The following is a 14,598-nucleotide window of genomic DNA, read 5'->3' on the forward strand; positions in this document are numbered from 1 at the left end:
TCAACACAATTTATGGGCGTACCCAGCGTACATGAAAGAACAACTGCGCCTTAGCGCCGATACTGTGTTTAAAGTAGCCACGGTTTGGCGAATTAGCCCCATTAAAATCCATATACTGATAACCTTTTTTGGCAGCATGTTCCATCATTTGGAAATACAGTAAAGTACCACCATAGCGACTCTCGCCAGTTCCAACTACTGGTATATGTGCAACTTTATGGAAATCATACATTACTAACCCAGCCGCAACAGCCTTTCCTTCCTTATCTCTTACAACCGCAATATCTCCTTGCTGGCTCTCTATTAAATACTCTGCAAACTGTCGCGTTGCCTTCAGTGTTTCATTCGTCAACTCAATTTCCTGACGAGCAAAAGTAAATTTATAAAGAGAGAGCAATTCATCTACTGTACCATCATAACTGAACAGAAGTGATTCTCTTTGAAAAGCATACTTCTCTTCTCTTCGCCTAGATCCTCTAGCAGCATCACGGATATTAGTTATAGGTTGTAAATTTGATATAGCCGTGTATTGCGGCGAAATAACCGCTCTTCCATTTTGTGGTGTGTGATAGTTAAACCAATCAAACCCTCGAATATCTTTCATCGTAGGGTGCAAACTTAATTCAAACTGGTCATAAATTAGTGACAGGGCTTCCATTGCAAACTGCGTTATTGCAATCTCACATTCTGTTCGCCTATTATCTTTACTTGAAGTCACCTCTGGATGGAGCATAATACCAACATAGTACGAATGAATAGGTAACCCCTGTCCAACCGAGTTATGTGTAATAATAGGAATAGCAGCCACCGGGTTGCCTTTTCTATTAATGAACCAGTAATCGGCGGAGCATCCAAGTGCACTTATGACTTCAGCTAAAGCATATTTATTGCCGTGAATAGAACTACTGACAAACGCAGTCCACTTAACAAGATCTGTACACTTTACTAATTCAAAATCACTCAATGTTATGCCCTTAAAAATTAAAGCTTTCTAGCAATGACTTTCCATGTAGATAAACATGAGGGATTACCTTTCAATACAGATTCATCAGTTTCACGATTTAGGGCTTCGAACTCATACTTTTCAAATAGTTTTTCAATCTGCTTCTGAGTATAAAAGTTTGCACTTATCAGTGGTTTAAAAATACCATCAGAAAAATGCTTCCACACCTGTTCTTTGTCACAAAATTGGCCAAACTCTTTATGTGAGTGTGAATCTGTAAAAAAGTTAGCTATCACAGCACCGTCTTTCGCCATTGCATCATAAACACTATCGTATACTGATTGAGCACTCTGCTGAGACACGTTTGTGACAGCCAGTCTGTCGATCACAATATCGAAACCAGAATAAGGGAGTTCAAAGTCATCAAAATCGACTTGATGTGTCGTAATTTTATCGGCTAAACCTTTGTCCGCAGCACGCTGCTTTAATACTTCAAGCGCAGCAACAGAAAAATCACACGCGACAACTTGTGCGCCTTGTTCTGCACAAAAAATTGCATGATTTCCAGCACCACAACCTAAATCAAGTACTTTGAGTTTATTATCTTTTCTTGCACTTCTTAAATTAAAAAAGTGAGAGACAACAAAATCATAAGGGTACTGATTGAGCTGTTCACCAGCTTCATAAATGGCCTGCCAATTAAACTTACTCATATTTTTCTCTATTTTTGGGATCTTTAATGACCACCAAACTTGCCTGTTAACTGTCCAAAAGCTTCTTGTAAAATACTATATACAAAAAACTCTGATTTACTTGCCTTACCAAGTAAAGTGATATTTTCCACTTTAGATTCAAGGGCTTCAACCTGTCGAATTTTCTCATTCACAAAAGCTGTACTTAGCTGCGGAAAGCCCATAGCCAGTTTAGTGGTTGAAACGCTGAGCACTTGAGCTAATGGCTCAATATAGCCAAGAGATTTAAGCTCAGATATGATCCTGTCGTTAAGCGCCTGTTCTTCTAAATTAAACTCACCAATAACTTCTACTGTACAGGTGTTTGGGCCTTCTGTAGGTTCATGATTAATATTGGGATAAAAAGTGACACGAAATGCAGCACTTTCCGTGTCATAAACATTCGTATAAAAGTTCTTGTCTAAAAAAGGTCGATCTAAAACAAAATGATGTAGTGATGTAGGACAAAATCGAACAGGAACATTTGCTAATGGCAAGTCGAGTAGTTTTAATGCAAATACAGGTGGTATTGTCCATATTACATGGTCACACTGCAGTTTTTTGCCACTTTGAGTCGTCACTTCTGCGATACTGTTATTTTCATACCTTAGCCCAGTGACGCTTTCAGAGGTACAAATTTCTACACCTAGCTCGATAGCCTGCTCAACCAAATAATCAACCCATAGCTCAACTCCGCCCCGTTTTGGATAGTACTTTGGAATATCACTAACGCCTTCATAATAGGAAGCAAATGCCAACTTTTTATCATATTTTGGGGATTGTTTTAATTCCCTAGCGAGTTCTGCTGAACCTGGAATAAATCGACTTAATCCAAAAATATAATGCACTGATGGATGCAAATCTTTAAGCTCTGCACTTTGCAGTTTGTGCATAATAGGCCTAAAGATTTTGTCTGTAATAACCTCACCATAGTTATTCAGTGCAAATTCTTCTAAATTATCCGCTTCATCTATAGACAAGCCTTTCGCACTTAGCAACTGTACAAGTGCCTTTTCGTAATCTTGTTCCGCAAGAAAGTTTAAAGGAACAAATTGACCTGTATTGTAATGTTGACCATTAAAGCTACTTGATACTTTCATTATTTCAAAATGATGCCAATCTTGCTTATTTTTATGAACATCACGAAATAAAATATCATCAACGTTTGGATCACCGGTTTCTGACAATATGTGCGTTCCAAGATCAAAGTAATTTCCATCTTCATCTTGCCAAGAGCACAACAGCCCGCCACATTTCTCAGCACTCTCTATAAGGGTCACCTTGTCAAAATACTTACTAGCCAATATTGCTGAGAACAGGCCCGCAATCCCTCCTCCGACAACTACACAACCTGCCATAATCACACCTTACTTTAAATCAATCGAACAATAAGTTTTAAGTAACGAATAAGTAGCAAAACCATCTTTAAACTCACCAATTTTTGACTCTTTTACTGAAGGCTCATGCCATTCATACAATGCATTTTTAGCGCCAAGAAAGTAAGTATTTAAGCCCATTTCTTTCATTTTATTTATTGCATAATAATGAACTAAATGACTAACCGGGCTTGCAAATAAAGTTCTGTCATATACACCTACCGAGTAAGTAGCTACTTTATTCGATACAGTAAATAATGCCGCACCAATAAGCTCATTACTTTGATCCATAGCAAACACGATAAATGCTTCTTGTCGGTTAACAGCATTAAACAGCATTTCCCACGACAGGTCGCTTCGAGTTTTAAAACCTACAACATCTAAATGTAGCTGTTGAAAAGCTAAAAACTCTTGCCATGAAACCTCTGTTTTTACAACGACGTGCCAGAGTTTTTCCGCACGTTTAATGTGATTTTTATAACGCTCTCGGATCATATTGGCGTATTCAGATTCAGAAAATGAAAGGTCACAAAATAGGTTCTGGCTAACCTTTATTTGCGCCCCTTGGCTTGCAAATAAATTATACCAAGGCTCATAAACACCATTTATATAATCAAAGCTAGAAGCTAATTTAGGGGTTTTAAGCTCTTCACCCAAAGACAGGATCAAATTGAAGCATTGCTTGTATAATTTATGCTTAACTTTTCTCGACAAGGTTTGCTCTATGAAAGGAGGTAATATTTCTGAGGAGCTGCTACCAATTTCATATCCTTGAGCACTTTTACGAACGTTTATGGTAAACACCCCGGCAGCTTTGCCATTTGATTGAAGCAAAATAGAGGCACTTGAAACTTGGCTATATTGGCTTGCTAAATACTCTTGGTGATAGGCAATCATCCAAGAGTAATGATCTATGATGCTGCAACCACTGCAATCAATAAATTCTCTCAGTGCAGCCTCATCATTTATTCGAACATCCATTTTTGCATTTAAAGCATATTGTTCAACCCATTTTATGAGATCAAAAGTCATGCCTTAGTTCCTGAGACAACAACAAATTCAAAATACTCAGTTAAGTTGTTGTACGTTCGACCAACAGTTTCGATATAATCAACGTTAATTTCTTTTTCTGCTAATAATTTAGAGTAATGCTCTGGGGTCGTAAATCGAAATGGATAAGCTTGCCCACAAAATGGAGAGGTTTCTCTATACACCCCATTTAGAGTCCAAGAATCTATCAACTTTGCCGGATGGTGATTCTTAAATGCGTCACTTGCAGTGGAAGGCGTATAAGAAAAAAAAGCACCTGAGGGCTTCAAACAACGTGCAACCTGTTGCAAACAATTTTCAAACGCTGCTTGAGTTAAACAATTCGTAGAAAACACATCGACAATTACATCAAAGTAATTGTCTTCAAAAGGTAACTCTTCAAAGCTCCCCTTGATCAAAGTGGCATTGGCATCCCAATGATTTAACATTGATTCAGCTAAATCAATAGCTTGCTTCGAAATATCAATCCCATAGGTATCAAAGCCTTCTTTCGCAATCATCCATAGATTTGCGCCTGAACCACAACCAAGCTCCAAAACTCGAATCGACTTTCTTTCTTCTCTATGTGTACTATTGAAAAACTTTCGACCTAAAAAACGAAGAAGTTCTTCATTAGGGTATAGGCGTTGGGCTTTGAAGCCTTCATTTTCATAAGATTCGTCATACCAACGCTCGGTTTTCTCACTGTATGTCGCGGACGATTTATAATTAGACATCACATTCTCCTACTAGGTGCGCTATTAGACCGTTATTACTTCTTACTATCTAACATGTTCATCAAGTAGCTTCTTTGAGAGTCATTAGCCGTCAAAACACCTCGGTATTTCTTTTTGGCTTCAGTCATATACTCAATGAATATCTCAAACGCTTCACTCATTATTTTCAACACATCTTCATCCTTTGCGAAGCTATACTGAATCATTCTAAAAATAGAGTGAATATAAGTGATTGAACCATCTAACAAGAAATATAAATGCCTGTATCTAGTATTACCATAAGAATACAGGTAGCGGACTTGTAGCTTTAATGCAATTGCGATCTCTGAACGGCTTTCAAAGTCTCTATCTACAAATTTAATTAAATCATCACAGACTTGAGAAAATTTATCTATTGCTACCCAATTTTGATATTCGTTCTCATCAAACTCTCTTTGGATAAACTGCTCATTCTTTAAGACTTCTATAAATTCGTTTTTATCCGCTAAATGCGATGAAAGTAAAATGTCATCATGTCTTAAAGGCGTCGAATTTTTAATTTTAGCCCCGTCTGAACAGTTGAAACAATTCACCTGAGGGAAATCTCTAAGTAAAGTACCTAATTGGTCATTACCAACGCTAAAAAAAGCTGTGGTATAAACAACGTCAGTGAAGTTACCTTCTGTTTGCATTTCGCCTGCGCGAATAAGCTTAGAAAGATCCTCTTTGTCACTACCATCATCGTTAAAGTAAGAACTGCTCTTTGAGTGATGATATTTTGGATCTTTATATCCCCCATCCACACCCATTAGATAAATTTCTTCACATCCCATGTTACAAGCAAATGCGAGCGCAGTGTTTGCTACAACAGGGTTACAATATTTCATTGGCCTAAATTGCTTATAGCCATCAATAAATTCACAAGAAATTGTTGTACCAGGCTCAGCAGCTTTGAATGCCATTCCCGTCCATTTAAATAGACTGGCACACTCTGGGTGCATAACATTGACCGTCAAAAAATTGATTTGCTGTAGAATTTCGTGGTCAATGAATTCATTATAATAATCGAATGTAAATCGGGTGCGCTCTAATGCGACATGAAAGTCTGGAATGATATTATGTTTCAATAAAGGTAATAGTGCCGAACCACAACTGATAATAACTGCTTTATCTCTATACTCCAAAATAGAAGGCATAGTCTCATCAAGCGAAGGACCATTACCAACTATAAAGACAGGCATAGAGCGCCATTTAGTTGCTAATTTTGCATCTTTGCGCAAGGTCGGCAGACGTTGCTTCGCATTGTTATAATCATGGGCAATACTTATCACTCCATCATCATAAAAGCCCCAGCCAATTGCAACCATATGAAAATCTTTGTGAAACTGCTTTATTAACTGTGTTAACGCTTCTGAGGGGTAATGTTGGTAAAGTAAAGTCGCGACCGAGTTAAAGGCGCCACGGTGCTTCATTTCATTTATAAAGTCGACCGTAAACTTTTCATACGTAACACCGATGTTCAAAACAATATTGCCGTCTCGTTCATCTATTATTTCTAAGATTGATGCCCAATCACATGAATATAAACTTGCAAAAAATAAATCACGGTCTGGTTCACATAGGTAAATATGATCTATAGTAACCGCATCCAATAATGGCTTTAAATGATAGCCCAAGCCAATACCAAAAATGATTGAGGAACCTATGTGGTCAGGCGCCTCTGTTAATTTTTCGTACTTTTGTTTAGCATCTAGGTATACCTGATACATTTGTCGAACGTAAGTAGTGTGAATAAATTCATCATCTAACCCTTCATTCATGCCAAACTCTAAACTACTAAACTGTGGTTTTTTTAGAACTTTCTCTACTTGTTTCTCACATTGTTTTGATGGCTCATGGCCATATAAGGGGCTCTTAGTCGCATTATCAATGATATTTAACTCGCCACTTTTTGAGCAAAAAAGATTCAAGTTTTTTGGCTTGTAGTGTCTAAATTCCTCAGCTATATCGGGTAAGTATTTAATAAATGCCTGAATATTCTTTTCAAACTGTTTAGGCATAGATTTAATAAGCGATTTTTCTAGCTGGTGATGCTGTGCGGCTAACTGAACTTGCTGCTCGGCATGTTCAATTAATTCTTCAAATTCTTGTTCTAGATTCATGGTCTATTTACCAATTAATTTTATTTATGCTTGGTATACTGGGAGATGCTTTTGGGAGCTTTATTCATTTTAACTATAACTTTGCGGACAGATTCTTTCTTTGTCAAAGCCAATTCAATTAATTTTTGATCATTCAAAGTGGTGTCATAAAGTGCATGGGCAATTTTCGAATGCATCTCACCTTCGGTTGTATTCAACAGTTCTATTAGAGAAGTCACTAATTGACCTCTTTGTTCAAGTATGAGAGTTAACTGAAGTAGTTCTTCCTCTGAACCATCATCATTAAATTTTACATCACTTGGAACTTTTACCAACAATTCTTGTAAGGCTGAAGTACTTTGCTCTAAATGCTCAAGCAACGTTGAAGGATCCAAGTTTTAACCTCTTTGCTGTTGCAACATTAACGCATTTTCAACTTCATCTCTTGGAATAGCATCCCAAGCGCCTTTGATTTCATTCATCAAAGTCATGACTTCAACTAAAGGGTCCACAGATTTCTCAATAGAAGCATCTGTGATTCTCATATTCATGTACTCATATAGACTACTTAGGTTTTGAGTAACCTCTCCACCTACAGAATGATCTAATGACTCCATTAATGCCAAAATAATAGAGGAAGCTCTTGATAGGTGCTCAGCCTTACCTGCAAGGTCATTTCTTTCAATACACCCTTTGCCCCTAGCTAACCTCTCAAGTGCGCCTTGCATCAGCATAGTAATGATGGTGTATGAATCTGCACCCGCTAATCGAGATTTAACACTTTCTTTTTGATACGCTTTAGTAAATGAATTAGCCATATTACAACCTTAATTATTCTCTAACAAAACCTGGCAAGCTGCTCAAGGAAGCTGATATTGCATTTCCTTGGCTTCTTAAGCCAGCAACTAATACATCTAATGAAGCGTATTTCTCTCTAAGCCTAGCTTCATATTGCTCCATTCTATAAGAATGTCGCTCTCTATCATCAACGAGAGAGCGCTTTTCAGTTTCAAGCGCATTTGTCTGACTTGATATCAAACCACCTGCTCTTAGATAAGAATCTACGGTTTCACTTAATGTATCAGCGATATTACCATCACCAGCAAAAAGCTTGCCAATATCATCGTAAGATTCATTTAAAACGTCATCGAGGGCATTTACACCTGAGTTTTTAATTTCTAACTTGCGATCTTTCTCTAAGCTAAAGCCAGCATCGTAGATAGTTTCTAATCCCCCTGCCCCTGTCACAACAGAACTAAGCTGGTTCACTATAGTGTCTCTTAAACCTCGCGCTGTCGCATCAACGGTTTTAGCTGTAATCATAGTATCAAGAGTCGTCATTAACTTATTGTAACTCTCGACAAACTTCTCAAGAGTTTCTCTTACATACTCTTTATCTGTATCAATGTTTAACTTCGCAGTTAATAATTTTGTTGGGTCGTTAGGGTCTGTAGGACTTTCTTTTGTTACTTTAATAGTTGAGTCTTGAATAGCATTTTCAAAAGTGTTCGTACTACTTTTCACTTCGATGCCATCGATTTCAATAATCGCATCTCTGGCTGCATCATTGGTGGGGTCGATGACCATGCCACCGGCACCACCGGCATTTGCGACAGTAGAAACCCTATCTAACTCTGCTATGTTATTTGTCACCGACAAGTCATTACCATCACCAGTTACAGAAGATGAAAAAACAAGCTTTGAAGAACCACCTGTATTTATAATGTTGGCAGACACCCCAAAATTATCTTCTTTTTCATTAATGGCTGTTCTCAAATCAGCAAGAGTTGCACCAGCAGCTAATGTAACATCAAAAGTTTTGCCCCCAGCATCAAAGGTAAGCGTGCCGCCCGAGGCTGTTACCACATCAGTGGTTGATGTATATGCAGCTGCATCAGCTTGAACCGCCCTACTGCCTTGTGACAATTGTTTGACGGCTATATTGAAATTACCCGCGGTTGCTGTACTCTGAGATGTGACTGATAGAATATCTCCGCCTTCTGGTTGAGTTACCGTTGTTTTTCTTTTGTTGAAGTTTGAAATATCTTTTAAAATATCCAGAGACGACTCAAAAGCACTTAGGTCAGATTTGATTTGACCAAGCGCTGTTAGTTGAACTTTAAGAGTAGATTCTTTTTTATCGAATCTTGCAACTTTTGGTGCATTCTCAGCATCAAGCGTTACACTAATGATCGCCTCTAAATCAAGACCAGACCCAACGCCTGCAGATGTGATAGATGGCATGATAACCTCCTAAATTCAACTTAATACTTTTAAACTTGCTTATCTAATAAAACGCCACTCGCTTTTTGCATTTCATCAGAAAGATAATCAATTCTTTGAGCCATCTTAATGAACTCTTCAGACGGAATTTGTCTAATAACGTCTTTACTTTCTTTATCGATAACTTTTACTACTGTGTTACCTTTATAATCTCCAACAGAAAACTCTAAAGAACGAGATTGCAGTAGTGAAATCGTACTTTCTTCACCAAAAAGTTTATTAAAACTTTCTTGCAAAGATAGTTCCTGTTCTGATTTATTTTTTCCGTTGTCAACATTTGCATCATCTACTAATGATTTATCGGCAACTACCTCAATTTTATTAAGGTTATTTGAACTTTCTTCACTTTTTTGCAAATCAGCTTTAACTTTATTCGTCTCAAAATTGTCTTTTTGAGAGTCAAAAAAGCTCATTTCTGTAGAGCGAATATTAGAAGACATATTTACCTCCTACATCAAACAGATAGGAGAAAGCAGTGTTGAACTAAAAGCACTACTTTCTCTAACATAATAGCATGCTTAACTGTGGTTACCTACCCAAGTAAAGACAGTGCTGTTTGCGGTCTCTGATTAGCCTGGCTCAGAATTGAAGAACTAGCCTGTTGCAGAATTTGCGCTTTGGTTAATTTAGCGGTCTCAGTCGCAAAGTCTGCATCTTGAATACGTGAACGTGCTGCTGATACATTTTCAATAACGTTAGTCTGGTTTCTAATCGTTGAAGAGAAACGGTTCTGTACAGCACCTAGCTCAGCTCTTTTAGCATTGATAGCACCGATCATTGCATCAACAGCGGCTAGAACATCTTGTGCTTCACCTACCGACGTAAATGACAGGCCACTTGCGTTGGCAAATGCTGTGTCAGCACCCGCTGATGCACCAGAAACACTACTTGCAGCTGCCGCCAGATCACTAACAGCAAAACTATTCACTGAAATTGAGCCACCTGTTGCCGCTTCAATTGCTGTCATAGTCATACTAATAACTTGGTTAGCATCTGCGCCCACTTGGAAAGATGAACTAAAGGTACCATCTAGCAAGTTAGTTCCACCGAAGGTCGTATCTTGAGCAATTCGGTTCATTTCTTCACCTAATTGTCTCGCCTCTAATTGAAGTGCAGCTCTGTCAGCATCTGTATTAGAACCATTTGCAGCTTGACCAGCAAGGGTTCTAATACGTTGATACATGCCTGTCATTTCATCTAACGCACCTTCTGCTGTTTGTGCTAATGAAATACCATCGTTGGCGTTTCTGTTACCTTGCGTTAAACCGTTAATTTGACCAGTTAAACGACTTGAGATCTGCATACCTGCAGCATCGTCTTTCGCACTGTTAATACGCAAACCAGAAGATAACCTTTGGAAAGCTTCATCAAGCGTATTACCTGATTTCGAAAGCTGTCTTTGCGCATTTAAGCTCGAGACATTTGTATTTACATAGATAGACATAATAGCCTCCTGTCATTTCAATAAGTAATAAACGTTACTTTGCGTATATTTACTAGCAAACGCCCGAATGAATGCTGAGTAAAACAAAATAGTCATTACATTTCTGATAGCAAAAAGATTGCCTCATATTAAAAATCGGCAGGCTAAAATATTTCTTTAGAAAAAATCTGAAAAAAAGTTTGATAAATAGAAACGTCCTGTATTTAAAATAAAGCAAAATAACTTGTAAAACAAACTGTTAACAGGATGATTGGTGTATTAATAAATTTTAAAATTTTGTTTTTCTTAACTCAAATATCGACATTTCTTCATAAGGAATCTTAATAAAAGTTCGAAGTGAGTAATAAATAAAAAGAGAGAACTTTTAATACTTACAGAGAAGTTTTTTGATTTGAATAGACGTTGAATTGTTCTGAGAGGTGATTTTTGGTGAAGAGCAAAAGAGTTAAGGCAACCCTGATAGGGTTGCCAGAGGTATGATTAATTAACCTAGTAGCGATAGTGCTGACTGTGGACGCTGGTTCGCCTGCGATAAAATCGTACTACTTGCCTGTTGTAAGATCTGCGCTTTCGTTAGCGTCGCTGTCTCTACCGCGAAGTCTGCATCTTTAATACGTGAACGTGCTGCCGATACATTCTCAATGATGTTCGTTTGGTTACGAATGGTTGATGAGAAACGGTTTTGTACCGCACCTAATTGTGCACGCTTCGCATCTATTGCACCTATCATCGCATCAACCGCTGCTAATATATCTTGCGCTTCACCCACCGACGTAAATGATAGACCACTTGCGTTGGCAAATGCGGTATCTGCACCCGCTGATACACCCGAAACATTACTCGCTGCTGCCGCTAAACCACTTACTGTGAAGCTTGCTACTGATACTGTTCCACCCGTTGCTGCTGCAATCGCAGTCATCGTCATACTGATGGTTTGGTTTGCATCTGCACCTACTTGGAATTCTGCACTGTATGAACCATCTAGTAAGTTTGTACCACCGAATGTAGTGTCTGCCGAGATACGGTTAATTTCTTCACCTAGCTGACGCATTTCTAGTTGCAGTGCTGCACGGTCTGCATCTGTATTTGAACCGTTTGCCGCTTGACCTGCTAAGGTACGAATACGTTGGAACATACCTGTCATTTCATCTAACGCACCTTCTGCGGTTTGCGCTAATGAAATACCATCATTCGCGTTTCGGTTACCTTGTGTTAAACCGTTAATCTGACTGGTTAAACGGTCTGAGATTTGTAGACCCGCTGCATCATCTTTTGCGCTGTTAATACGTAAACCTGACGATAAACGCTGAAAAGCTGTATCTAAGGTATTACCTGAGTTCATCAATTGTCTTTGAGCATTTAAGCTCGATACGTTTGTATTTACATAAAGTCCCATGGTGATCCTCCTACCGCAAACCTTTGTTTACGCTAAACTTTGTTCTATCGCCTTACGAAGATGTTTATCTCTCCAGCGTTCATACTTTAGTTATCGGAAAGCCATGTAGATTCTTTAGTAATTTATTTTAACTTTTTTATAAGCCTCTATTTTTAAATCAATTTTAAACTTAAAGTTACGCTTTTTTATCTCTCTATCTTAGCAGCGACAAACACAAAAAAACCCAGCTAATACATGCGTACCAGCTGGGTTTGTTAGATTATGTATTGTGTGACGTTTAACCTTGCAGTAAAGAAAGGGCCGCTTGTGGTCGTTGATTCGCCTGACCTAAAATCGTACTACTTGCTTGCTGCAAGATTTGCGCTTTCGTTAGTGCCGCGGTTTCTGCTGCAAAGTCTGCATCTTTAATACGCGAGCGTGCCGCTGATACATTTTCAATGATATTGGTTTGGTTTCTAATCGTTGAAGAGAAGCGGTTTTGTATCGCACCCAGTTGTGCGCGCTTGGCATCTATTGCCCCTATCATTGCATCTACTGCTGCTAGAATATCCTGTGCTTCACCCACTGAAGTAAATGACAGTCCACTGGCATTCGCAAATGCGGTATCTGCCCCTGCTGATGCACCCGATACATTACTGGCTGCTGCAGCCAAACCACTGACTGTGAAGTTAGCAATTGACACTGTGCCGCCTGTTGCCGCTGCAATCGAGGTCATCGTCATACTGATGGTTTGGTTAGCATCTGCGCCCACTTGGAATTCGGCGTTAAATGACCCATCTAGTAGGTTTCGACCACCGAATGTGGTGTCATCTGCGATACGGTTGATTTCTGTGCCTAGCTGTCTTAGCTCAAGTTGTAGGGCTGCACGGTCTGCATCTGTATTTGAACCATTTGCCGCTTGCGCCGCTAAGGTTCTGATACGCTGGAACATTCCCGTCATTTCATCTAACGCGCCTTCTGCGGTTTGCGCCAAAGAAATGCCATCGTTGGCGTTTCGATTACCTTGCGTTAAGCCATTTATTTGACTCGTCAATCGGTCTGCTATCTGTAGACCTGCTGCATCATCTCTTGCACTGTTTATTCTTAAACCCGACGAAAGGCGTTGAAATGCCGTATCTAGTTCATTACCAGAGTTCATTAATTGTCGTTGCGCATTTAAGCTCGATACATTGGTATTCACAAATAAGGACATATCTTACCCCTGTTCTAAGTTCTACATAATCTGTGTATGAACTTACAAAGCAAAAACCAAACCAAGTTATTTTTAATAATGAAGATCAGTGAGTTGAATGTTAATAATGACTCAATTTAGAAGGGAATTGTCACAGCAAATAAGGTTAAATAGTGTACGACACCAAGAAGAAGCCACTGTTTGCCGCTTACTTTTTCCTATTGAGGAAATGTTTTGCCTTGATCTGAAACGCTGAGAAGGATTATTCGCCAAAATTTATTGGCATAAGGATTGCTTTATAATCTGTGTTGAATAGATACCAGATTGGCCCGAAACTTATCCAGTATCTAGATTTAACTAAGTAAAGCCTCCTGTCATGCGCTCACTTAGTGTATTCAACTTCAAAAAAGCCCTGGTTAGATACTAACCAGGGCTTTTTAATTAACCTAGTAACGATAGTGCTGATTGTGGACGCTGGTTCGCCTGCGATAAAATCGTACTACTTGCCTGTTGTAAGATCTGCGCTTTCGTTAGCGTCGCTGTCTCTACCGCGAAGTCTGCATCTTTAATACGTGAACGTGCTGCCGATACATTCTCTATGATATTCGTTTGGTTACGAATGGTTGATGAGAAACGGTTTTGTACCGCACCTAATTGTGCACGCTTCGCATCTATCGCACCTATCATCGCATCAACCGCTGCTAATACATCTTGCGCTTCACCCACCGACGTAAATGATAGACCACTTGCGTTGGCAAATGCGGTATCTGCACCCGCTGATACACCCGAAACATTACTCGCTGCTGCCGCTAAACCACTTACTGTGAAGCTTGCTACCGATACTGTTCCACCCGTTGCTGCTGCAATCGAAGTCATCGTCATACTGATGGTTTGGTTCGCATCTGCACCTACTTGGAATTCTGCACTGTATGAACCATCTAGTAAGTTTGTTCCACCGAATGTAGTGTCTGCCGAGATACGGTTAATTTCTTCACCTAGCTGACGCATTTCTAGTTGCAGTGCTGCACGGTCTGCATCTGTATTTGAACCGTTTGCCGCTTGACCTGCTAAGGTACGAATACGTTGGAACATACCTGTCATTTCATCTAACGCACCTTCTGCGGTTTGCGCTAATGAAATACCATCATTCGCGTTTCGGTTACCTTGTGTTAAACCGTTAATCTGACTGGTTAAGCGGTCTGAGATTTGTAGACCCGCTGCATCATCTTTTGCGCTGTTAATACGTAAACCTGACGATAAACGCTGAAAAGCTGTATCTAAGGTATTACCTGAGTTCATCAATTGTCTTTGAGCATTTAAGCTCGATACGTTTGTATTTACATAAAGTCCCATGGTGATCCTCCTACC

The 14,598-nt window shown here is 39.1% G+C and carries 14 protein-coding genes; all 14 read right to left on the reverse strand.

Going from position 1 to position 14,598, the window contains the following annotated elements:
• Positions 1-10: 10 nt before the first annotated feature.
• Positions 11-964 (reverse strand): GNAT family N-acetyltransferase, encoded by a 954-nt coding sequence (locus tag ACH784_RS12895; protein ID WP_404390812.1) that lies wholly within the window; start codon positions 962-964, stop codon positions 11-13.
• Positions 965-981: 17 nt separating this feature from the next.
• Positions 982-1,656 carry a class I SAM-dependent methyltransferase gene (locus ACH784_RS12900; protein WP_404390814.1) on the reverse strand — a complete coding sequence of 225 codons (675 nt, stop codon included), beginning with the start codon at positions 1,654-1,656 and terminating at the stop codon, positions 982-984.
• A 23-nt stretch (positions 1,657-1,679) separates the two neighbouring features.
• Positions 1,680-3,032, reverse strand: coding sequence for an FAD-dependent oxidoreductase (locus tag ACH784_RS12905; protein WP_404390816.1), 1,353 nt, complete (start codon positions 3,030-3,032; stop codon positions 1,680-1,682).
• A 9-nt stretch (positions 3,033-3,041) separates the two neighbouring features.
• On the reverse strand, positions 3,042-4,082 hold the full coding sequence (locus ACH784_RS12910) for a hypothetical protein (RefSeq protein ID WP_404390818.1): 1,041 nt from the start codon (positions 4,080-4,082) through the stop codon (positions 3,042-3,044).
• Positions 4,079-4,816 (reverse strand): class I SAM-dependent methyltransferase, encoded by a 738-nt coding sequence (locus tag ACH784_RS12915; RefSeq protein ID WP_404390820.1) that lies wholly within the window; start codon positions 4,814-4,816, stop codon positions 4,079-4,081. The genes ACH784_RS12910 and ACH784_RS12915 overlap by 4 nt, the downstream gene beginning before the upstream one ends.
• Positions 4,817-4,851: 35 nt before the next feature.
• Positions 4,852-6,957, reverse strand: a complete 2,106-nt coding sequence (locus ACH784_RS12920) for a 6-hydroxymethylpterin diphosphokinase MptE-like protein (RefSeq protein ID WP_404390822.1) — start codon at positions 6,955-6,957, stop codon at positions 4,852-4,854.
• A gap of 20 nt (positions 6,958-6,977) precedes the next feature.
• Positions 6,978-7,331, reverse strand: a complete 354-nt coding sequence (locus tag ACH784_RS12925) for a hypothetical protein (RefSeq protein WP_404390824.1) — start codon at positions 7,329-7,331, stop codon at positions 6,978-6,980.
• Positions 7,332-7,334: 3 nt separating this feature from the next.
• On the reverse strand, positions 7,335-7,754 hold the full coding sequence (gene fliS, locus ACH784_RS12930) for a flagellar export chaperone FliS (RefSeq protein ID WP_404390826.1): 420 nt from the start codon (positions 7,752-7,754) through the stop codon (positions 7,335-7,337).
• A 13-nt stretch (positions 7,755-7,767) separates the two neighbouring features.
• Positions 7,768-9,180 carry a flagellar filament capping protein FliD gene (fliD, locus tag ACH784_RS12935; protein ID WP_404390828.1) on the reverse strand — a complete coding sequence of 471 codons (1,413 nt, stop codon included), beginning with the start codon at positions 9,178-9,180 and terminating at the stop codon, positions 7,768-7,770.
• A gap of 29 nt (positions 9,181-9,209) precedes the next feature.
• A complete protein-coding gene (locus ACH784_RS12940) occupies positions 9,210-9,659 on the reverse strand; it encodes a flagellar protein FlaG (RefSeq protein ID WP_404390830.1) in 450 nt (149 codons plus the stop codon).
• A 92-nt stretch (positions 9,660-9,751) separates the two neighbouring features.
• Positions 9,752-10,663: a flagellin gene (locus ACH784_RS12945; protein ID WP_404390832.1), complete on the reverse strand. Its 912-nt coding sequence runs from the start codon at positions 10,661-10,663 to the stop codon at positions 9,752-9,754.
• Between the two features lie 484 nt (positions 10,664-11,147).
• Positions 11,148-12,059, reverse strand: a complete 912-nt coding sequence (locus ACH784_RS12950; protein WP_404390834.1) for a flagellin — start codon at positions 12,057-12,059, stop codon at positions 11,148-11,150.
• A 277-nt stretch (positions 12,060-12,336) separates the two neighbouring features.
• Positions 12,337-13,251: a flagellin gene (locus ACH784_RS12955; protein ID WP_404390836.1), complete on the reverse strand. Its 915-nt coding sequence runs from the start codon at positions 13,249-13,251 to the stop codon at positions 12,337-12,339.
• Between the two features lie 420 nt (positions 13,252-13,671).
• Positions 13,672-14,583 (reverse strand): flagellin, encoded by a 912-nt coding sequence (locus ACH784_RS12960; protein WP_404390838.1) that lies wholly within the window; start codon positions 14,581-14,583, stop codon positions 13,672-13,674.
• Between the last annotated feature and the right edge of the window lie 15 nt (positions 14,584-14,598).

This window comes from Pseudoalteromonas phenolica, from assembly GCF_044788725.1.
GTDB lineage: Bacteria > Pseudomonadota > Gammaproteobacteria > Enterobacterales > Alteromonadaceae > Pseudoalteromonas > Pseudoalteromonas phenolica_C.